The sequence below is a fragment of the Caballeronia sp. LZ016 genome (genome assembly GCF_031450805.1).
GTDB lineage: Bacteria > Pseudomonadota > Gammaproteobacteria > Burkholderiales > Burkholderiaceae > Caballeronia.
Map to the genome: position 1 here is coordinate 1,607,635 of NZ_JARTVY010000001.1, position 21,526 is coordinate 1,629,160.

Here is a 21,526-nt window from a genome sequence, read left to right on the forward strand (position 1 = left end):
CACGTGCAAACGACAAGGCCCGCTTCTCAGCGGGCCTTGTGTTTTCTGCGGTCTACATCACGTGACGCTCAGCGCGATGGCACCACTGTCACCGACGTCAGTCCGGCTTCCGTTGCACGCTGAAGCTGATCGACCTGCTGCTGCAGCGCGCGCAGCTTGCGTTCCGCTTCGAGCTTGTCGCCTTGCAGCGAGGCGGACTCCGCCTGCAGCTTCTGTTGACGTTCCGAGACCTGGCTGTCCTGCTGCTGCGCGAGCGCGAGGTCGGCGGACAGACGGCTCGCCCGGTTCGACAACACCGCGATCACCCGCTCCAGCAGCGCGGTTTGCGCCTGCAGCCGCGTGCGGCGGATTTCACCGTCCGCGAGTTCGAAGGTCTTGCGGGCGAACTGCGAGTAGACCGATTCGGCGCGCGCTTCGTCCTGTGTCTTGACGACACGCCACAAGCGCGTCTCCTGCTGCAGCGCGACGTAGTAGAGCATCTCCTGCGGCAGGAAATAGAGCTTCGCGCCGTAGCTGGCGTTGCGAGTCGCGCGCAGTTCGGTCACGCGCCCGCCCTGGATCATGTCCTGCAGTTCCGCGAGATTGCCGGAGACGTTCCCGGCGCCATCGGCCTGCAGATTGGACAAGTCTTCCGGGGATGGCGCCACCGGTGCGGCCTGCTCGGTCTTCGCGGCGGGGGCGGCCAGAACATGCGTGAATGCAGTGACGAACGACAGCGCGACGGCGAGCGTCGCGATACGGAAAAGACGTGAGTGCTTCATGTTGGCGTCGTGCCGATAAGGTTCAGCGGGCGTCGAAGGTAAGCCACGGCGTTAGTTCGCGCGGGCATCCGCGTTTTGCCTGGAAGACGGAGCGTTGCTGTCGAGCGCCGGGTTGTGCTGGAGGATCGCGTACAGCGCTTCGACGTTCAGCGCGGCGGCTGGCTGCGCGACTCGTTGCGAATGAGCGCGCCGTCCCGACGCATGTTTGGAGGCCGCGTTGGCGATGACGGCGTAGTTCCCGCCGGCGGTGTTTCTGCGCGCGCCCCGGGCGACGGCTGCATGCGCGCGCTTACCCGGCTTGGATGCGGCGCCGCGTGCTTGCGCCTGCGCGGAAGGCATCGACGACGCTGCGCGAGCATCGCGAGAAGCGCTACCGCTGATGCGCGAGCTGGTGCTGGCGTGGATCGTCGTTGCGCGAAGGGGATGGTCGCGTGACTCACGCTGGCTCACGGTTTCGTCGGCCGTGCTTTCCGATAGCTGTACGACGCTTCCGGTGGTTGCACTGCCCTCGACCTGCGTGTGCACGATGGCGACGGCCCGGCTCGCTTCGCCCTGCGATGCCTGTGTGCGCGGGCTAGCGGCGGCGCTCGCCGACACGACCCATTGCGATACCGCCATCGGCTGCGGGGCACCGGCCCCATTGACTGCATCGGCTGTCGCGACGGTGGCGGGTTCATCGCCCGCTGAGTACTGCTCGAGACCGAACAACAGGCATACGATGAGCGCCGCGCAGGCAAGCGCAATAGCGCCCCTGACCGGCTTTCCGAGGGACGCGTAGCGGCGGGCCGCGGCTTCGGCGGCTGCGGCGGCTGCGCTGGTGGCTGCGCTGGCGGCGAGCGGAACCGGCGCCGGCTGCGGCGACTCGTGCGCGGCGGGCGTCGCGGCGGTCCCGGCCGCCTGCTTCAGCGGCGCCACCTTTTGCTGAATACGGCCCTCGGTGAGCACGCCCCAGGTGTTGGCAGCCCGATACGGCGCGTTGTTGTCGCGGAGGCTGGGGGCGTCGACGTAATCCGTATGAAGCAGGGCTGCCGCGATAGCGAATTCGCAATTCGAGTGAAGCGGGCGCGAGCGCCAGGGCGACCATTCGCGACCGAACATCCGTGCCGGACCCGCGAGTGCGCGAAGCGCCGGCAGACGCAGCTTGCCTTCGATATCGATCAGGGGTTCGGTCATGAGGATTCCAGATGCATGGGTCGAGGCGCGAGACCGGAGCCGCGCCCAAAGCCCCGTTGCGGATCGCAGCCCGCGGCTTACGCAAAATGCCCGGCGTGCCGGGGCGTCGCGCGCTAAGCCAAAGTTGAGCCGCGATGATACGGAACGCCCGAACGCACTGCGACCGGATTTTTTCTGAAAGAAAGATTTTTATAGGATCACTGATTGACGAAACGCGAACGCTGTGGTGATCGCGGTATCTACGCCCCGCGCGGCACGCTTTCGGCCCGGCATATCCGATGCAATTAACATAGAAAGCCCTCGTACGCTAAACGACAGGCGGAAGTAGGCGAATCTTAATGTCGGTTGATCGAATTTAGCTGACGTTGCGTGCAAGGAGACGCCCCTAGGCGGTAAGATTTCTTAAGCGCGCGATAAAACGCGATGTAAAGGGGTAAACCCCCATAAAGCGGCGCCGGTTCCGTGCGTCCTTTTGGCTCGCACCGCAGCCGGCGCTATCAGCCCAGCTTCGAGAAAGTCCCATGTCCACGACCCACATAGCACCCGCCAACGAATCCAAGGCCAAGACGGTATTTCGCGTCGTCAGCGGAAATTTTCTTGAGATGTACGACTTCATGGTCTATGGCTATTACGCTTCGGCGATCGCCAAGACCTATTTCCCGAGCGGCAACGAGTTCGCCTCGCTGATGCTCGCGCTGTCCGTGTTCGGCGCGGGCTTTCTGATGCGGCCCGTCGGCGCAATCGTGCTCGGCGCATACATCGACCATCATGGCCGGCGCAAGGGCCTCATTCTCACGCTCGGGCTGATGGCGGTCGGCACTGCGCTCGTCGCGCTCGTGCCGGGGTACGCGAGCATCGGTGCGCTCGCGCCGATCATCGTGCTGTCGGGACGGCTGCTGCAAGGCTTCTCGGCCGGCGTGGAACTGGGCGGCGTGTCGGTGTACCTGTCGGAGATCGCGACGCGCGGCAACAAGGGCTTCTATTGCTCGTGGCAGTCGGGCAGCCAGCAGGTGGCCGTCGTGTTCGCGGCGCTCATCGGCGTGATGATGAATCGCCTGCTGCCGCCCGAGCAGATGACCGCCTGGGGCTGGCGCGTGCCGTTCCTGATCGGCTGCCTGATCGTGCCGTTCCTGTTCGTCGTCCGCCGCTCGCTGCGCGAAACGGACGAGTTCCTGGCAAGGAAGCATCGCCCGGCGATGGGGGAGATCGCGCGCTCGATCGCGCAAAACTGGGGCGTCGTGCTTGCCGGCATGGGCATGGTCATCATGACGACGGTCTCGTTCTACATGATCACCGCCTACACGCCGACCTTCGGCAAGGAAGTGCTGAAGCTGAGCGCAATCGACGCGCTCGTCGTCACCGTCTGCGTCGGCATCTCCAATCTGGTCTGGCTGCCGCTGATGGGCGCCGTGTCGGACCGCGTCGGGCGCCGTCCGGTGCTCCTGTTCTTCACGATCCTGACCATTCTCACGTCGTATCCGGCGGTGCAGTGGCTCGTGGCGGAGCCGTCGTTCGGGCGTCTGCTGATGGTCGAGCTCTGGCTCTCGTTCCTGTACGGCAGCTATAACGGCGCGATGGTCGTGGCGCTGACGGAAGTCATGCCGGTCGACGTCCGCACGACCGGTTTCTCGATGGCCTATAGCCTTGCGACGACCATCGGCGGCTTCACGCCCGCCATCTCCACCTTTCTGATTCACGAGACCGGCAACAAGGCTGCGCCGGGCCTGTGGATGGGACTCGCCGCGATCTGCGGATTGATTGCGACACTGGTGCTGTATCGTTCGCCGGAAGCGCGGAATCAGTACAAGACCGCCTGATCCGGATGCGGCTGCTGATATGCAAAGCCCCTCGCGCCGAATCCGCGCGAGGGGCTTTTTCGTATTCGGCGTTCAGTCGCGCAAGCCTGCAGCGACTTCGGCGACGACGCTGTCCCAGTCGCCCGGCGCGCGCTGCCGCACGAGTCGCGCGCTCGGATACCAGGCGGTTCTGTCGCCGTCGATGCCCCAGCGCCAGTCCGCCGCGAAGGGCAGCATCACCCAGACCCGTTTGTTGAGCGCACCGGCGAGATGCGCGACGGACGTATCGACGGATACGACCGCATCGAGCCGATCGACGATCGCGCCGGTATCCGCGAAGTTCTCGAGCCGCCCTTCGAGCCGATGAATGGCGTGCGCGCGCGGATGCGCGAGCAGCGCCGCGCGTTCCTCCTCGGTAACGAAGGGCTGCAGCACGATCCAGTCGATGCCCTCGATCACGAATAGCGGCGCGAGCGCGTGGAGCGGCGCGGAGCGCGTCTCGCCCGGCTGCAGCCGTCCTGACCATGTGATGCCGATCTTGCGCTTCTGCTGACCGCCGAGCGATCCGCGCCACTTCCGGCGATAGTCGGCCGGCACGACGATATACGGCGCGCGCGCGGGGATCGCCTCCAGCGATGTCATGCCGAGCGCAAGCGGCAGGCTCAACAGCGGGCAGAAGGCATCGGCGCTGGTCGCCGGTTCATCGGTACGGCTCAACAGTTCGATGCGAGCCGCGCGCGCCGCCGGCGCGAGCAGCGGCACGAGCGCCGGCTGCACTTCCAGCACGAGCTTGCCGACGCGCTTCGCCGCATAAGCCGCGAAGCGCATGAATTGCAGCGTATCGCCGAAACCTTGCTCCGCGCGCACGCGCAGCGTGCGGCCGGGCAGCGGCTCGCCCGTCCAGCGCGGCAGCGGCGGCGCGGGTTCGCTGCCGGGCGTCTGCAGACGCCACTCGTAGGCGGGCAGGCCGCGCTCGTAATCGCCCGTGGCGAGCAGCGCGAGACCGCGGTTCAGGTGCGCGGCCGGCATCCGCGGATCGAGGCGCAGGGCTTCATCGAATGCGCGGATGGCGGCGGCGGGGGCGGAGAGCGCGAGGTGCGAATTGCCGAGACACAGCCACGCGATGCCGTACTTCGGATCGAGCCCGACCGCCCGTTCGTACGACAGCACCGCCTCTTCATGGCGATTCAGCCTCGCAAGCGCGTGACCGAGACCGAAGTGTCCCGGCGCGAAACGCGGCTGCAGGCTGATTACCTTCTGGAAGCGGGGCAGTGCTTCGTCGGAATGTGCGCGGGCATCGAGCAGATTGCCCAGATTGAAGTGCGCGGCGACGTAGTCCGGCTCGGCGTCGATGGCGGCGCGGAAATGCGCGATCGCGCCCACCGGATCGCCGAGCGCGTTGAGCGCCATGCCGAGATTGTTGTGCGCGCCCGCGTGACGCGGCCGCAGCGCGAGCGCGCGGCGAAAGGCGCGGGCGGCCTCATCGAAGCGGGAAAGCGCCGAGAGCGCGTTGCCGAAGTTGTTCCACGCGGCGGCATCGTTCGGCTGTGCGCGCAGGGCTTTTTCGAAGGCGTCGGCGGCGTCCTCGTGACGGCCTATGGCCGTGTAGGCGTTGCCGAGGTTGTACTGGGCGAGCGCGAAGCCGGGCGCGAGCGTGAGCGCGTTGCGAAAACGTTCGATTGCGTCGTCGATACGGCCGAGCGCCTTCAGCGCGTTGCCGAGGTTCAGTTGGAGGGCCGCGTCGGTGGGACGCAAGTCGACGGCGCGACCGACGAGCGCGGCCGCTTCCTCGTGCTGTCCCTGCTGATGGCGCAGCACGCCGAGATAATGCAGCGCTTCGACGTGGAAGGGTTCGGCGGCGAGCGCGGCCTGATAGTCGCGTTCCGCATCGGTCAGGCGGCCGTCACGATGGGCCGCGAAGCCGCGGGCAAATACGGTGTCCATGACGGAGGAGTGTCGCAAACCACGCATTTTCCCATATCGGGAAGCATCTCTTCCGAATCACGGGTTGACACGTTGTCCCGATGATACTTAACATGTGAACACCTATTCATATGTTGATGATATCCAGTGGCGTCCCTTCTTTCCGATTCCGCGACTTCCGATGATCGCGTGGTGCCGCTCGCGGACCTCTTCCGTTTGCTTGGCGACCCGACGCGGCTGCGCATCGTGCTGGCCTGTGTCGAGCGTCGGCGCGCGGTGGGGGCGATTGCGGAATCACTGGGTTTGTCGGCGTCGCTCGTGAGCCATCACTTGCGCCTGTTGCGCGCGGCGCGGATCGTACGGGCGGAGCGGCAGGGCAAGCAGGTCTTCTACGTCGCGGCGGACCGCCATATCAGTTCGATGCTGGGCGAGTTGCTGGAGCATGTAGCCGAGCCGCAGCCCGACTCCGCCGATATCGACTCTAACGACTGAAACAAGAGCAGGCAGATGAGCACGCATTCGCATCACGATCATTCCCACGCGCACGATCATGCCGATCACGCCGATCACGCCGGGCACGCCCATGACCATGGCGCCGGTGGGCATCACCATCATCATCATGCGCCGCAGGCGGGGCAGGGGCGCACGTTCGCGATTGCAGTCGGACTCAATGTACTGATCGTGATCGTGCAGGCCGTTTATGGCGTGATCGCGCATTCGACTGCCTTGCTCGCGGATGCAGGCCACAATCTTTCCGATGTCCTCGGTCTTCTGCTTGCGTGGGGCGCGGTGTGGCTCGGCGCGCGGCGGCCGAGTGCGCGTTATACGTTCGGGCTCGGGAGTTCGTCGATACTCGCGTCGCTTGCGAATGCTGCGCTGCTGCTTTTTGCGTGCGGTGCGATCGTGCTTGAAGCGGTGCAGCGTCTTTTGAATCCGGCGCCGGTTGCGGGGCTGGATGTGTTCATCGTTGCGATGCTGGGTCTCCTCGGCAATGGATTTTCGGCGTGGCTTTTCATGCGGGGAAGCAAGGAGGATCTCAACGTACGCGGTGCATTCCTTCACATGGCCGCCGATGCGGCGATTTCCGCGGCCGTCGCGGTGAGTGGGCTTGTCATTCTGTACACGGGATGGAACTGGATCGATCCGGCGATGAGCATCGTCGTGGTAGCCGTCATTCTTTACGGCACCTGGGGGCTGGGGCGCGATGCCATGCGGCTCGCGATGGCGGCCGTGCCGCCGGGGGTTGATACTGAGCGTATTCAGCGCTATTTAACTGCGTTGCCTGGAGTGCGCGGTGTGCATGATCTTCATGTCTGGGCGCTTTCTACTACTGAGAATGCTCTCACCGTGCATCTGGTTATGCCGCAAGGGCATCCGGGGGATGCGTTCCTGCAAAACGTCGTTGCCACGCTTCGGCGGGAATATGCTATGCATCATGCTACTTTGCAGGTGGATTTTGGGGATGCCTTCACTGGGTGTGTTTTGGATCGGAGGTGATTTTTTGCTTCGCTATTCGGTGAACTTGTATTCGCGTCGGTTTATTAGTGCACCCCGGGGAGGGGCACACTAATAGACCGACACGACAAGAAAACACCAAACAACCAAAGCCGCACTCATAAAAGCCAGCGTACACTAACCCCAACCGCAGGGTCGCGGAGGAACCCAGCATGTACGCCTACAAGCTGAACCCCAACGACAAACTCGACGTCGCCCCGGTGTTGATCGTGGGCGCCGGCCCGACAGGCCTGTCGGCAGCAATGAGCCTGACCCGCTCCCACATCCCCGTTCGCATCATCGACAAGGCGCGCCAGCCTTCGCCATACTCCCGCGCCATCGGCATCCAGGCCCGCACGCTCGAACTCTTCGAACAGCATCGCATCGTCGACCGGTTTCTCGAACTCGGGCACCGCGCCCGCGTCGCAAACCTGTACTCCAACGGCCAACGCCTCGCACGGCTCGACTTCGATCCGCTGCAAACACGCTATCCCTATCTGCTCTTCCTGCCGCAATCGGAGACCGAACGCCTGCTCGCCGAGCATCTGCACGAGGCAAGCGTGAACATCGAACGCGGCATCGAACTCGTCGACTTCACGCAAGGCTCCGCCGGCATACAGGCAACGCTGCGCCACCCCAACGGCCGCGAGGAGACGCTGCGGCCCTCGTACATGATCGCCGCCGACGGCGCACACAGCGCCGTGCGGCACAGGCTCGACATCGGCTTCGATGGCAAGACCTTCGACCAGACGTTCCTGCTCGCCGACCTGCAAGCCGATTCCGACTGGCCCGACGACGAATTCCACATCTTTGCATCCGGCGAAGGGCTCACCGCGCTCTTTCCGATGGGCAATGGCCGCGCCCGCCTCATCGCGGACCTGCCCGCCGCCGGCGTCGCAACCCGAGCCGATGAACTGAAGCCCGGCCCGTCACTCGACGAATGCCGGGCCCTCGTCGAGCGGCGTGTGCATCATCGGGTGATGCTGTCGGATCTCACGTGGTCATCGACGTTTCACGTCAACAGCCGCATGGTCGACCGCCTGCGCGTCGAACGCATCTTTCTCGCGGGCGATGCCGCGCATGTTCACAGCCCCGCCGGCGCGCAAGGCATGAACACCGGCATCCAGGAAGCGCTCAACCTGGGCTGGAAAATCGCACGCACGCTCGGCGGCGGCGCGTCGGAGCGTCTGCTCGATACCTATCACGCGGAGCGGCATCCGATCGAACGCGACGTTCTGCGCCAGACCAGCATCCTAACGCAGATGGCCGAAGCCGGACACGGCCCGATGAAGCTGATGCGCGATCACGTGATGCCCGCGCTCGCGGCCATCGGCCCGTTGCGCGACGCGATGCGGCGCACCGTCAGCGAGCTGTCGATCAACTATCGCAAGAGCCCGCTCACGCTGGAACGTCTGCTCGATGGCGGCCCGCGCGCCGGCGAACGCGCGCCGGATGCGCGCGTGCATGTCGTCGACGGACCGCTCGGCCGGCTGCCCGGCGTCGGCTGCCTCTACGACCTGCACGATCCCGGCTGCTTCTCGCTGTTCCTGCTCGTGAATCCGACCGGTGAAGACGACATCGCGCTCGCGCCTGCCACCATCACCGTGGCCCACGCCGTGCGCGATCCCGATCTCGACGGCCTGGTGCAGTCGATCGAAGCCATCCTGCCGAACGCAGTACGCATCTGGCGCATCACCGATACGAGCGGCGACGACGCACATTCGCTCACCGACAACTACGGCCGCACGCGTCCCGCGTTCTATCTCGTGCGTCCGGACGGCTATGTCGCCGCACGCGGGCGCGCGCCATCGGATGTGCAGGCGCTGCTGCGTCACTGCGAAACATGGTTCGGCCAGGAGCGCCCGAGCCCTCCGCAACGCAGCGTGGGCGAGTACCCCGAAGACTGAAGCGACTGAGGCGACTGAGGCGTCTCGCTCAGGCCGTGGCTACCTTCGGTTGCAGATCGGCTCTATGCAGGGTCAGCGCCTCGCGCAGGATCGGCTCCATCGTTGCGCTTGCGCGTTCGTCATCGAGCGCCGCCAGAATGGCGAGCCGCATGCGCGGCTCCCAGAAGCGGCGGATGTGATCGGCGACGCTATCGACGGCTTCCGGGCGATCCGGCATCGAATCGAAAAACTGTCCGATGCGGTTCGCCATCTCGATCAGGTTATCGACGTCCATAGGTCACTTCCCCGAAGTAGTCGCGACGTCGCGCATGTTGAGCAGTTCGAGCTGCTGCGTGTTGAAGCGCGAGTAGTCCTTCTGCCATTGCGACGGCTGTTCCACCGGCATGACCTGCACCGCCGTGACCTTGTACTCGGGGCAATTGGTGGCCCAGTCCGACGAGTCCGTCGTGATGACGTTCGCCCCCGACTCCGGGAAATGGAACGTCGTATAAACGACGCCCGGCTGCATGCGCTCGGTGATCTTCGCGCGCAACACGGTCTGCCCCGCACGCGATTCGATGCCGACCCAGTCGCCCGTCCGGATGCCGCGCTCTTCCGCGTCGTGCGGATGAATCTCCAGCCGGTCCTCTTCGTGCCAGCGCGAGTTCTCCGTGCGGCGAGTCTGCGCGCCGACGTTGTATTGCGACAGGATGCGCCCCGTCGTCAGCAGGAGCGGATACTTGCGCGTGACCTTTTCCGGCGTCGCGACGAACTTCGTGATGACGAAGCGTCCCTTGCCGCGCACGAATTCGTCGATGTGCATCGTCGGCGTGCCGTCGGGCGCTTTCTCGTTGCACGGCCACTGGATGCTGCCGAGCTCGTCGAGCTTCTCGAACGAGACGCCGTGGAAAGTCGGCGTGAGACGCGCGATCTCGTCCATGATCTCCGACGGATGCGCGTAGTTCATCTCGTAGCCGAGCGCGCGCGAGAGCCTGATCGTCACTTCCCAATCGGCGTAGCCCGCAAGCGGCGGCATGACCTTGCGCACGCGCGAGATGCGGCGCTCGGCGTTCGTGAACGTGCCGTCCTTCTCGAGGAACGTCGAACCGGGCAACAGAACGTGCGCGTACTTCGCCGTCTCGTTGAGGAAGATGTCCTGCACGACGATGCATTCCATCGCCGACAGCGCGCCCGCCACATGCTGCGTGTTCGGGTCCGACTGAACGATGTCCTCGCCCTGGCAATAAAGGCCCATGAAGGTGCCGTGCGTGGCGGCATCGAACATGTTGGGGATGCGCAGGCCCGGCTCCGGCTGCAGCTTCACGTCCCATGCTTCTTCGAAGAGGGCGCGCGTCGCGGCATCGCCGATATGACGATACCCCGGCAACTCATGCGGGAACGAGCCCATGTCGCACGAGCCCTGCACGTTGTTCTGGCCGCGCAGCGGATTCACGCCGACGCCTTCGCGGCCGACGTTGGCCGTCGCCATCGCGAGGTTCGCGATGCCCATCACCATCGTCGAGCCTTGCGCGTGTTCGGTGACGCCGAGGCCGTAATAGATCGCGGAGTTGCCGCCCTTCGCATAGATGCGCGCGGCCTCGCGGACCTTTTGCGCGGGCACGCCGGTGACCGCTTCCATCGCTTCGGGCGAGTTGTCCGCTTGCGAGACGAAATCGCGCCATTGCTGGAACGCGCGCGGCTCGCACCGGTCGGCGACGAACTGCTCGTCGACGAGTCCCTCGGTCACGATCACATGCGCGAGCGCATTGACCATCGCGACGTTCGTTCCCGGCCGCAGCGCGAGATGATGCGATGCCTTCACGTGCGGGGTATCGACGATATCGATGCGGCGCGGATCGATCACGATCAGCGTCGCGCCTTCGCGCACGCGGCGCTTCAGGCGCGATGCGAAGACCGGATGGCCGTCGGTCGGATTCGCGCCGATCACGACGATGACATCCGCCTTCTCGACCGACGCGAACGTCTGCGTGCCCGCCGATTCGCCGAGCGTGGCCTTGAGGCCGTAGCCGGTCGGCGAATGGCAGACGCGCGCGCACGTGTCCACGTTGTTGTTGCCGAACGCGGCGCGCACGAGCTTCTGCACGAGATACGTTTCCTCGTTCGTGCAGCGCGACGAGGTGATGCCGCCGATCGAATCGCGTCCGTACTTGTCCTGGATGCGGCGGAATTCGCTCGCCGCATAGTCGATGGCTTCATCCCATGACACTTCGCGCCACGGATCGGTGATCTTCGCGCGGATCATCGGCTTCGTGATGCGGTCCTTGTGCGTCGCATAACCCCACGCGAAGCGGCCCTTCACGCAGGCGTGTCCTTCGTTCGCCTGACCGTTCTTGTTCGGCACCATGCGCACGACGGTGTTGCCCTTCATCTCCGCTTTCAGCGAGCAGCCAACGCCGCAGTACGCGCACGTCGTCACGACCGAATGCTCCGGCTGGCCGAGCATGATGACGCTCTTTTCCTGCAGCGTCGCGGTCGGGCAGGCGGCCACGCACGCGCCGCACGATACGCATTCCGATTCCATGAACGGCACGCTTTCGCTCGCGGCCACACGCGACTCGAAGCCGCGCCCGGTGATGGTCAGCGCGAACGTGCCCTGCGTTTCCTCGCACGCGCGCACGCAGCGATTGCAGACGATGCACTTCGACGGGTCGTAAGTGAAGTACGGATTCGACTCGTCCTTCTTGTCCTTGAGATGGTTCGCGCCTTCATAACCGTAACGCACTTCACGCAGGCCGACGACGCCCGCCATGTCCTGCAGTTCGCAGTCGCCGTTGGCGGGGCAGGTGAGGCAGTCGAGCGGGTGATCGGAGATATAAAGCTCCATCACGTTGCGGCGTAGCGATTGCAGCTTGTCGGTTTGCGTGCGGACCTTCATGCCCGCCTCGACGGGCGCCGTGCACGATGCCGGATAGCCGCGCTTGCCCTCGATCTCGACGAGGCACAGACGGCACGAGCCCCACGGCTCGAGCGAATCGGTGGCGCAGAGTTTCGGCACGTTGACGCCGGCCTCGATCGCCGCGCGCATCACGGAGGTGCCCGCCGGCACCGTCACGCTCTGGCCGTCGATTTCGACCGTCACGTCGATATCCGCGTGACGCAGGGGCGTACCGTAGTCGGTATCGTCGAAGGGATCGCGGCGCTGCACGGAAGCCGCGCTCTTGCACGCGCAATTGCCGGAGCCGCAGCCGTTGATGGTGTTGGACATAGCGTTATCCTCAGGCAGCTTTTTGCGCCGGCGTACGCGGCAGGCCAAAGTCTTCGGGGAAATGATCGAGCGCGGAGAGCACCGGGAACGGCGTCATGCCGCCCATCGCGCAGAGGGAGCCTGCGACCATCGTGTCGCACAGTTCGCGCAGCAGCGTGATCTGCTTCACCGACGTATCGCCCTCGCGAATCTTCGCGATGACTTCTTCGCCGCGCGTGGAACCGATGCGGCAGGGCGTGCACTTGCCGCACGATTCGATCGCGCAGAAGTGCATCGCGTATTGCGCGAGATCGGCGAGATTCGACGTGTCGTCGTGAATTACGAGACCGCCGTGGCCGACCACCGCGCCGACCTTCGCATAGGCTTCGTAGTCGAGCGGAATGTCCCACTGGCTTTCGGGCAGATATGTGCCGAGCGGCCCGCCGACCTGCACCGCGCGCGCGGGACGGCCGCTCGCCGTGCCGCCGCCGTAGTCATGGATGAGTTCGCGCAAGCTGACGCCGAACGCGAGCTCGACGAGCCCGCCTTGCTTCACGTTGCCCGCGAGCTGGAAAGGCAGCGTGCCGCGCGAGCGGCCCATGCCGTAATCGCGATAGAAGGCCGCGCCCTTCGCGAAGATGACCGGCACCGTTGCGAGCGTGATGACGTTGTTGATGACCGTCGGCTTTCCATACAGGCCGACGAGCGCGGGCACCGGCGGCTTCGCGCGCACGATGCCGCGCTTGCCCTCGAGCGATTCGAGCAGCGCCGTTTCCTCGCCGCATACGTACGAGCCCGCGCCCTTCGCCACGTACAGATCGAACGCGTGCGACGTGCCGAGCACGCTCGCGCCGAGCCATCCGGCATCGCGCGCGCGGTCGATCGCGCGATTGAGCGTCGCGATCGAATGCGGATACTCGCTGCGCACGTAGATATAGCCCTTGGTCGCGCCGGTCGCCACGCCCGCGATGATCATGCCTTCGATGAGCATGTACGGATCGCTTTCCATCACGAGGCGGTCGGAGAACGTGCCGGAGTCGCCTTCGTCCGCGTTGCAGACGATGTACTTCTGATCGGCCAGCGCCGCGCGCACGGTCTTCCACTTGATGCCCGCCGGAAACGCCGCGCCGCCGCGCCCGCGCAAGCCGGAGTCCATGAGCGCTCCGCAGACGGCGTCGCCGTTCATGTCGAGCACGTTGCGCAGGCCTTGCAGACCGCCGAGCGCGGTGTAGTCGTCGATCGAAAGCGGGTCCGTGATGCCGATGCGCGCGAACGTCAGGCGCTGCTGGTTCTTCAGATACGGAATCTCGTCGACGATGCCGACGTTCTTCGCGTGCGCCTTGCCTTCGTGAAAGCCGGCATCGAAGAGGGCGGCGATTTCGTCTTCCTCGACGTTCGCGTAACCGATGCGTCCCTGCTCCGTTTCCACTTCGACGAGCGGTTCGAGATAGAGCAGCCCGCGCGATCCGTTGCGCACCAGTTGCACGTCGATGCCGCGCGTTTGCGCTTCTCCTGCGATGGCCTGCGCGATGCGATCGGCGCCGAGCGCGAGCGCGGACGAATCGCAGGGGACATAGATGCGCGTCATGCCGTCACCTCGCTTTTCTCTTTGGCCGCGGCGAACAGGCGGTCGAACTTCTGCGGCGTCACCTTGGCGTGAATCTCGCCATTGATGGTCATCGATGGCGACAGCGCGCACTGGCCGAGGCAATAGACCGATTCGAGTTCGGTGTCTTCGGCGTGGCCGCTATCGAAGCGGCACCCCGTATGGCCTTCGATGTGATCCTTCAGCGCCTCGGTGCCCATGCTGCGGCATGCCTCCGCGCGGCACAGCTGCACGGTGACGCGTGCAGGCGGTTCGGAGCGAAAGTGATGATAGTAGGTGATCGTGCCGTGCACTTCCGCGCGCGACAGCGACAAGGCCCGCGCGAGCGGCTCGACGGTTTCGGGCGGCACGAAGCCCGTTTCGTCCTGGATGGCGTGCAGGATGATCATCAGGGTCGCGCCTTGCACGGCATGGCGACGCACGAGTTCCTCTGCGGCGACGGCGGATAGCGGTTGTCTCATGGGGCTCCTCCACGCTCGGCATATGTTTTATCGATGCATATTTCAATCATATAATCAGGGGTGCCGAGCCTGTGAAAGAACAATAGGCGTCGTGATATATCTTGGCAATAGGAAGGGGCAGTGCATATGGTCGACATCGAATGCCGCGCCGAACTCATCCTGCGGGACGTCGATGGCCGGGAAACCAGTCTCAGCGCGGTTGTGCCGCTTTTGCAGCTCGTCGCGCAGACGGGCAGCATCGCCAACGCGGCGAGCGCTAGGGGTTTGTCCTATCGTCATGCGTGGGGTCTTTTGCGCGAAATCGAGGCGCGTCTGGGCGGCGCGCTCATTACGAAGTCGCGCGGACGCGGGTCGGTGCTGTCGGAACTGGGCGAATCGGTCCTGCGCGCGCAGCGCATGTGCGGCGACCGGCTCGAAGCGCCGTTGCAGGCCGTCGCCAACGATGTCGCCAACGAACTGAACCGGCGGCTCGCGGGCGAAGTATCGGAAGTGCGGATTCATGCGTCGCATGGTTATGCGGTCGCGACGCTGGTGCGCGCGCTCGGCGAGCGGCGCGTGCCGGTGGACATCAAGTACCGCGAAAGCGCGGAAGCGGTCCGGGCGCTCGCGCGCAGCGAGTGCGAGCTGGCCGGCTTTCATCTGCCGATCGGCGAATTCCGCTCGATCTGCGCCGATATTTACCGGCCGTATCTGGACAGCAAGAAGCATCAATTGATTCGGCTCACGCGGCGCACGCAGGGCCTCTTTCTCGCGAAGGGCAATCCGAAGGGCGTGGCCGGCCTGCGCGATCTCGCGCGCGACGACGTGCGCTTCGTGAACCGCCAGCCGGGCTCCGGCACGCGCATGCTGCTCGATCTGGCGCTGCGTGGAGTCGGCGTCGATCCGGACCAGATCAACGGTTACGCATCGACGGAGCTCACGCATTCGGCGATCGCCGCATTCGTCGCGAGCGGCATGGCGGATCTCGGCTTCGGCGTGCAGCCGGCGGCGCAGCACTTCGGGCTCGATTTCATCCCGATCATCGACGAGGATTACTTCTTCGCGTGCGAGCGCGCGCGGCTCGATGAGGCGCGGCTCTCGACCGTGCTCGGCGTGCTGCGCAGCGAGGCGTTCAACCGCAGCGTCGCGCATCTCGAAGGCTACGATCCCGAGCGATGCGGCACGCTCGTCGATATCGACGAGGGCTTGCGCGGCTGAGGCCGAAACGAACCGTAAGAGGAACACGGACGGCGAAGCGGGCCTGCGGCGGCGAATTGGGTTAACCTAACGGTTTGCTGTCGGGTTCCACCTTGTTCAGACGCGCGTTGCCGCGCGAATACCGCCATGAAATTCTCGTTGCTCGCTTCACTGTCGGCGTCGCTCGTCGCCGGCGCAATCTATCTCGCGCCTGTCGCTTTTGCGCAGAATTCGCCGGGTCTTCCCGGCGGCGTGCTGCAAGACCAGTTCCGCATCAACGAGCATCCGCAGATGCCGTTCGCCGCGTCCGCGCCGTCGGACAAATATCAGCAGGGCACGTCCGCGATGCGCCGCCGCGCCGATAACGGCGACCCCAACGGCTGCAATCTGAAGTGCCCGAAAGACGGCACCAACTGAAGCCCGAACCAGAGCCTGAATGAATCGCGGCGCGTGCAATGCGCGCCGTCGCCGGCTTAGATTTCTTCCTCACGCTTTCTTCCGCTCTCTCCCTTTCCGTATGGCCGTCCGCACGCAGCGTGTGCGCGTCGCCTCATTGCGCGCGCAATGGTTCAGTCGCGGACCGAAAAGCACTACGTGATGGCGGGTGCGGGGCACGGCCCGGGAAGTACCTTAAACCGGGCGTGTCACCGAGGCTTTTTCCGGTGCGCGCGGTCGTTCATTTCAAAGTCGAAAAATCACAAAGACACGAGTGCGCTGGCTGCCCGAAAGACGCGGATATCGCGCGCGGGCGAGGCACGGGGACGCGATGCCTTGGGCAGGCCGCGCGGCTTCGAGCGCACTTCGGACCATCCGAGGGACTGCACACCATGCGAATTCTGCAGGTCATACTGGCGCCCCGCCTGTCGGGGGCGGAGGTTCTTGCAAAGGGCGTCGCGATCGGGCATCAGCGCGACGGACACGATGTCTCCATCGCCTCGCTGATGCCGGAGCACGACGACTTCGCGCACATCAGCGCGGAGCTTCGCGCGCACGGCGTGTCGTGCATCTTCCCGGACAAGACGCCGGGGAAGCTCGGCCGCCTGCTGTTTCTTCATCGCGCGATCCGCACGTTTCGACCCGACATCATCTTCGCGCACGCGACGATTCCCGCGCTTTACGTGCGCGCCTTGCCGACGCGCGTGCCGATCGTCTGGGTCATGCACTCCGGCGCGAACGACTTTGCCAACGCCGCGCTGATGCGTGCGGAACGGCTGCTGTCGAATCGCGCGAAGGCGGTGATCGGCGTGTCGCAGAAGAATATCGACGAATACGTGAAGGAGATCGGGCTGCATCCGTCGATGATCGTCGTGCCCAACGGCGTCGACGTATCCCGCTTCGCCGACGATGCCGGCCCGCGCGTGCCCGTCGCGTACAAGCAGATCGTGCAGGTGGGCCGGTACATTCCCGAGAAGAACCAGTTGCAGACGGTCGAAGCGTTTGCCCGCGTCGCGCGCGCCGATCCGGATGCGCGGCTTTTGCTGTGCGGCGTGATCGAAAACCTCGAGTATCACGCGGCCGTCGTTGAACGGGTCGCGCAACTGGGGCTGAAGGACCGCGTGAGCATCGACGGGCCGCAGACGAACGTCGCGCAGATCCTGCGTGCATCGGCTGTGTTCGCGATGCCTTCGAGCTTCGAGGCGCACAGCATCGGCTTTCTCGAAGCGCTCGCGTCGGGGATTCCGGTGGTGGGCAACGAAATCGCGTCGTTCGCGTTCGCGGGCGGCTTCCCCGGCGTGCAATTGCTCGATACGGGCGATGCGGATTCATACGGCCGCGCGCTGCTTCATGCGCTGACGCAGCCACGCGCCAAGCGCCCGCTGCATGGACTGACGTTGCAGAGCACGGCCGATCGCTATCTCGCGATTGCGCGCGATGTGCTGAACATGCGGGTCGGACTGAGCTGAGCAGCGCAAGACGAAGTACCGAAACGCCGCCCTGACCGGGCGGCGTTTTCTTTTAGCGGCGCCAGTAAGCGAGCGTCTTCGTCCAGAGCGATTCCGAGAACAAGCCCGGCAGATCGCCCCAGATTTGCACCGGCCCGAGATGAAAGGACGTGTCGATGTCGTAGCCCGACAGGCTCGGCGCGCCGCCCGTGTAATAGAACTCCTTGAGCAGCGCGTTCGCGCGCCGGAACAGCATCAGCGTGGCGTGATTGTCGTGCTCGTTGCGGCGGATCAGCGCGGGCATCGAATCGGCGTAGGAGGTGTCGCGCAGCGTCGCCGTCTTTTGCGCTGGCCCGAACGAGCGGCCGCCCTTGATCGTGAAGACGCGCGTGCCGGACGCATCGCCGCGCGGTTCGAGCACGGCGAGATCGTCGATGCCGTCGCCGTCGATATCGCCCGCCGCGACCTTCACCGATGCCGCCCGGAACTGCGGATACACGTTCGTGCGATAGCTCGCGGCGAACGCGCTTCCGGTGCTCGCAAGCTGCGAGAGCGCGAGCGCGCCGTTGACGTTCTCCATCGCGATGAGGCCCGCTTTCGGCGAGCCGGCCACGCGCGCCGGGAGGAAGCGCGCGCCAGCGTTCAGCTCGCGCGCTTCGAGCCACAGCGCCGGGTCGTTGCCCGGACGACCGGCTGCATCGAGCATCCACAAATCGAGGCCCGTGTCCTTGCGCTTCTGCGCGATGACGACATCGGCGCGGCCGTCGCCGTTGAAATCGCCCGCGATGTATTGCTGCGCGGTATCCGGCGTCCATGCGGCGCTCGTCTGCCGCCACAGGCGCGGCGTTTCGAAATGAGTGCCCGCGCTTCGCAGCAGCCAGAACGCGGTGCCGCCGTTGCGGGGCGTGACGGCCATCAGATCGGCGCGGCCGTCGCCGTCGAAATCGGCGAGCAGGAAGCGGGCGCTGTCGAAGCACAGGGTATCGGCCTGACAGGTGGGCGCGGTCGCTTTGGGATCGAACGGCACCGCGTTCAAGTACCAGGGCGCGGCCTGATCGATGCGCGACATCTCCGCCACCCAGACGTTGAAGCCGGGGCCGTCCTTGCGGCGCTGGATGTAGACCGTGCTATCGCGGCCCGCGCCCCGCACGTCGCCATAGAGCGCGCCTTCGAGACGCGTATCCGTCCACACGGTCTGCGGCGAGGGCGACCAGCGATATTCGGCGGTCAGCAATGAGCATCGGCCTGCGGTGACGGCGCCGTTCTTTTCGCCGAGGCAATGGTTGAGCGGCGTGTAGACAAAGCCGAAGTCCCACGGCGTCCATCGTTGCGATGCGTTTCTTGTGTCGCACGCTTCTTCGACGAGGCCCGAATCGCGCTCCGCGATGCACGCCCGCGTCGATGCGTTGACGAGCAGCGCATCGTTCTTTTCGCCGGGCGTCGCGGGCAACTGCTTCCAGAACCAGTTCTGCGATGCATCGCCCGAACATGCGCCGAGGCGCGGTGCATTGCCCGAGCCGCCGGACGCGAGGCATCGGCTGGAGTATTCGTTGACGAGCTGGAACGGGCGCAACTGGAAGTCGGGGCCTGCGTCGTTGGTGCGGGCGGCGCTCCAGTAGCGGCGCGCGACCCAGTTGCCGTCCCACATGTATTCGCCGAAGACGTGGCCGGCGTCGTCGCCGTCGACGGCGAAGTAGCTGCCGACGACATCGCGCTTGCGCAGCGTCTCGGCGGCGTCGAGGTTCTTCGGCAAGCCGCCGGTCGGGTAGGTCACGTGGTAGCCGATCGGCAGGCTGCGCCTGAGGCCCTGGGCCGCCACCCGCGTCATGCGCGCGGCGTAGATGTGATCCGGATGCTCCATGAACGCGACGGTGTCGGGATTCAGCGTGTAGATCTCGGTGGCGTCGGCGAGGATCGCGCGCAGGGTCGCGGTCAGCGAAGCGCGGTCGTAGGTCGTCGGCGCGCTGCCGTCCGCGTTCATCGGATAGGTGGTGAGCGTCTGGCCGCGATCCCACAACAGGCCGAGCGGAACCTTGCCGCCGCGCACGCCGCCGCCGGGCAGACGCAATTCGAGCAGCCGGACGCGTGGTTGCTGCGCCAGCACCAGTTCATGCACGGGCTTGCCGGCGAACGTGACCGTCGACTCCCGCCATTCGTCGGGGACGCCGGCCATGCGTGCATAGGCTAGCTTGGTGCCTTTTTCGCGGAGGAGCACGTAGTCGAACTTTGCACCGTTCGCGCCGCCCACGATGTGGACCGTCGTGATGCACCAGCCGGCGTCGAGCTTGTCGCTGATGCCTGGGTTGACGAAGAGGAGGTCGTCGTCGAGATGCGCGACCACGGTGATGAGCGTGCCGGCGTGGCAGTCCGGCGATGCGTTTGCGGCGTAGACCGGCTTCGGCGCGAAGAGCGTGATGAAGGCGCAAATCAACGACAGGCACGCCATTTCCTGCCAGGTGGTCCTTCTGCCTCTGCGCATGCTTTCCCCGTGTTTGCGCGACCGCGCGATCTTGTTCGAACGATAAAGCAGAAGATTGCCGCGCGCGGGTCGATCGGGTCGGTGCCCGAGCGAACATGGTTGACGGATGCGCAGGCGGCGTGATCCGTCGGCCGTGCAGCAGATGAGAAATGCGCGCGCAACGTCGGAGCGCGGGGGATTCTCAATGCGTTGGAAAGCAGTGATGAAGCGATTGCGGTAGCTTTGACCGGTATCGAACGTCGGAATCCTGAGTCCCAGCGTTATTAGGAGCGGTCCGATTCGATTGGTGCGGCGACGCCTCTATTCTCTCGGCCGTAGTTCACGTCGTCTCTGCCGTGACTATGTCTCTCAAGGATGTTTGCCCCGCCTCGTGCGGGGCTTTTTTTCGTCCCGCCGCAAAGCGAAGGATCGCGTTGCAGTTCAGCGCGGCCCCAAGAAAAAACCCGCGACGCTTGCGCGATCGCGGGTTCTCGAAAGGGGGTGGTGGAGGCGGCGGGAATCGAACCCGCGTCCAGAAGCGCTCTACGACCAGTTCTACATACTTAGTTCTGTCTTTTGATTTAACCGCAACGACGCGGACGAACACGCTGCGTTACGGCGATTCACTAGATTTTCGACCTTGGCGTCGTGACGCCACCAAGGCTTAACTGACGTATATGACCTCTCGCGGTATTGCTACCCTAGCCCGTCAGTGAACTAGTGAGAGGACGGCGGCCCTTAGGCTGCCAGTGCGAACGTATCGTCGTTTGCAGTTACGATTTTCCCATTGATTAACGAGGTGACGGGTCCTCGGTATGCCCTGACCGCTTCACAACCCCTGTCGAAACCAGGTCGCCCCCAAAGCGGAACTTGCATTATCCCACGAAAAGCCATATGAGGCGAACGTGCTCGCTTTCAAGTGGCCGCAGCGCCTTCTTTACGCGATGTCGCGCAACAGGTGCTGCAACTCCTCCGGCGTATCGACGACATAGTTCGCGTGCCACCGACGCGGCGGGATATCGTCGCCGCAATAGCCGTAGGCGGCCGCTACCGTGATCATTCCTGCCGCGAAACCTGCCTGGACATCGCGCAAGTCATCGCCCACATAGACGATGCGCTCCGGCGCGACATCGAGCAACTCGGCCGCGTGCAGCAGCGGCGCAGGATGCGGCTTCGAATGCGGCGTCGTGTCGCCGCATACGAGGCAGGCCGCGCGCGTATCGAGACCGAGCAGCGCGACGAGCGGCGCAGCGAGCCGCGTCACCTTGTTCGTGACAATGCCCCAGCGCACCCCGCGCGCATCGAGCTGATCCAGCAGCGCGGCGATGCCCGGAAACAGCGTCGTTTCGATGCATAGGTCGGCTTCGTAGTTCGCGAGAAACTCTTCGCGCATCGACGGAAACTCGTGATGCTCGGGACCGATCTCGAACGCGCCGCCGAGCAGCCCGCGCGCGCCCGCAGATGCGTACGGCCGCAGCATCTCGAGCGGCCGCATTTCGAGCCCCCGGTCGTGGCGCATTTTATTGACCGCCGCGACAAGGTCGGGCGCGGTGTCGGCGATCGTACCGTCGAGGTCGAACAGCACCGCCTGGCAAAGCCCGAGCGAATCGCCATCGGCGGCGCGCTGGGGCAGGGGAGTCGGATCGTCGGGGAGGGGCTTCGTCTGCACGATGCCGGTGTCGTCCTGGTCTTCTTGATTCATCG

Annotated in this window: 16 protein-coding genes and 1 other RNA gene; 7 read left to right on the forward strand and 10 right to left on the reverse strand. The window is 65.1% G+C overall.

The window, feature by feature from the left end; genetic code table 11:
- Window positions 1–68: 68 nt before the first annotated feature.
- Window positions 69–761 carry a DUF2968 domain-containing protein gene (locus P9220_RS07600; RefSeq protein WP_309764291.1) on the reverse strand — a complete coding sequence of 231 codons (693 nt, stop codon included), beginning with the start codon at window positions 759–761 and terminating at the stop codon, window positions 69–71.
- A gap of 51 nt (window positions 762–812) precedes the next feature.
- Window positions 813–1,934, reverse strand: coding sequence for a hypothetical protein (locus P9220_RS07605; protein ID WP_309764292.1), 1,122 nt, complete (start codon window positions 1,932–1,934; stop codon window positions 813–815).
- Between the two features lie 521 nt (window positions 1,935–2,455).
- On the opposite strand from P9220_RS07605, the gene P9220_RS07610 reads away from it, so the two are divergent.
- On the forward strand, window positions 2,456–3,751 hold the full coding sequence (locus P9220_RS07610) for an MFS transporter (RefSeq protein ID WP_309764293.1): 1,296 nt from the start codon (window positions 2,456–2,458) through the stop codon (window positions 3,749–3,751).
- Between the two features lie 72 nt (window positions 3,752–3,823).
- Here the strand turns inward: P9220_RS07610 and P9220_RS07615 are convergent, their stop codons facing one another.
- Window positions 3,824–5,674, reverse strand: a complete 1,851-nt coding sequence (locus tag P9220_RS07615) for a tetratricopeptide repeat protein (protein WP_309764294.1) — start codon at window positions 5,672–5,674, stop codon at window positions 3,824–3,826.
- A gap of 126 nt (window positions 5,675–5,800) precedes the next feature.
- Here P9220_RS07615 and P9220_RS07620 point away from each other — a divergent pair, with 126 nt between their 5' ends.
- From P9220_RS07620 to P9220_RS07630, 3 genes are all read left to right on the forward strand, one after another.
- The gene (locus P9220_RS07620) at window positions 5,801–6,145 is read left to right on the forward strand and encodes a metalloregulator ArsR/SmtB family transcription factor (protein ID WP_309764295.1); all 345 of its coding nucleotides are present in this window, start codon (window positions 5,801–5,803) and stop codon (window positions 6,143–6,145) included.
- A gap of 15 nt (window positions 6,146–6,160) precedes the next feature.
- Window positions 6,161–7,150, forward strand: coding sequence for a cation diffusion facilitator family transporter (locus tag P9220_RS07625; RefSeq protein WP_309764296.1), 990 nt, complete (start codon window positions 6,161–6,163; stop codon window positions 7,148–7,150).
- Window positions 7,151–7,320: 170 nt separating this feature from the next.
- Window positions 7,321–9,054, forward strand: a complete 1,734-nt coding sequence (locus P9220_RS07630) for an FAD-dependent monooxygenase (RefSeq protein WP_309764297.1) — start codon at window positions 7,321–7,323, stop codon at window positions 9,052–9,054.
- Between the two features lie 28 nt (window positions 9,055–9,082).
- Here P9220_RS07630 and P9220_RS07635 read toward each other — a convergent pair whose 3' ends face one another.
- The 4 genes from P9220_RS07635 to P9220_RS07650 are packed head-to-tail and all read right to left on the reverse strand — an operon-like array spanning window position 9,083 to window position 14,305.
- Window positions 9,083–9,328, reverse strand: a complete 246-nt coding sequence (locus P9220_RS07635) for a formate dehydrogenase subunit delta (protein WP_309764298.1) — start codon at window positions 9,326–9,328, stop codon at window positions 9,083–9,085.
- Window positions 9,329–9,331: 3 nt separating this feature from the next.
- The gene (gene fdhF, locus P9220_RS07640) at window positions 9,332–12,259 is read right to left on the reverse strand and encodes a formate dehydrogenase subunit alpha (protein ID WP_309764299.1); all 2,928 of its coding nucleotides are present in this window, start codon (window positions 12,257–12,259) and stop codon (window positions 9,332–9,334) included.
- 10 nt (window positions 12,260–12,269) lie between these two features.
- On the reverse strand, window positions 12,270–13,826 hold the full coding sequence (locus tag P9220_RS07645) for an NADH-ubiquinone oxidoreductase-F iron-sulfur binding region domain-containing protein (RefSeq protein ID WP_309764300.1): 1,557 nt from the start codon (window positions 13,824–13,826) through the stop codon (window positions 12,270–12,272).
- A complete protein-coding gene (locus P9220_RS07650) occupies window positions 13,823–14,305 on the reverse strand; it encodes an NAD(P)H-dependent oxidoreductase subunit E (protein ID WP_309764301.1) in 483 nt (160 codons plus the stop codon). The genes P9220_RS07645 and P9220_RS07650 overlap by 4 nt, the downstream gene beginning before the upstream one ends.
- Before the next feature lie 126 nt (window positions 14,306–14,431).
- Between P9220_RS07650 and P9220_RS07655 the strand changes: the two genes are divergently transcribed.
- From P9220_RS07655 to P9220_RS07665, 3 genes are all read left to right on the forward strand, one after another.
- A complete protein-coding gene (locus P9220_RS07655) occupies window positions 14,432–15,502 on the forward strand; it encodes a substrate-binding domain-containing protein (protein WP_309765419.1) in 1,071 nt (356 codons plus the stop codon).
- Between the two features lie 126 nt (window positions 15,503–15,628).
- Window positions 15,629–15,898 carry a hypothetical protein gene (locus tag P9220_RS07660; RefSeq protein WP_309764302.1) on the forward strand — a complete coding sequence of 90 codons (270 nt, stop codon included), beginning with the start codon at window positions 15,629–15,631 and terminating at the stop codon, window positions 15,896–15,898.
- A 410-nt stretch (window positions 15,899–16,308) separates the two neighbouring features.
- Window positions 16,309–17,385 carry a glycosyltransferase family 4 protein gene (locus P9220_RS07665; RefSeq protein WP_309764303.1) on the forward strand — a complete coding sequence of 359 codons (1,077 nt, stop codon included), beginning with the start codon at window positions 16,309–16,311 and terminating at the stop codon, window positions 17,383–17,385.
- A gap of 52 nt (window positions 17,386–17,437) precedes the next feature.
- On the opposite strand, the gene P9220_RS07670 is transcribed toward P9220_RS07665, so the two are convergent.
- The 3 genes from P9220_RS07670 to gph form a co-directional block, all read right to left on the reverse strand.
- Window positions 17,438–19,843, reverse strand: a complete 2,406-nt coding sequence (locus P9220_RS07670; RefSeq protein ID WP_309764304.1) for an FG-GAP-like repeat-containing protein — start codon at window positions 19,841–19,843, stop codon at window positions 17,438–17,440.
- 481 nt (window positions 19,844–20,324) lie between these two features.
- Window positions 20,325–20,682: a transfer-messenger RNA gene (gene ssrA / locus P9220_RS07675) on the reverse strand.
- 77 nt (window positions 20,683–20,759) lie between these two features.
- The gene (gene gph / locus P9220_RS07680) at window positions 20,760–21,524 is read right to left on the reverse strand and encodes a phosphoglycolate phosphatase (protein WP_309764305.1); all 765 of its coding nucleotides are present in this window, start codon (window positions 21,522–21,524) and stop codon (window positions 20,760–20,762) included.
- Window positions 21,525–21,526: the final 2 nt, after the last annotated feature.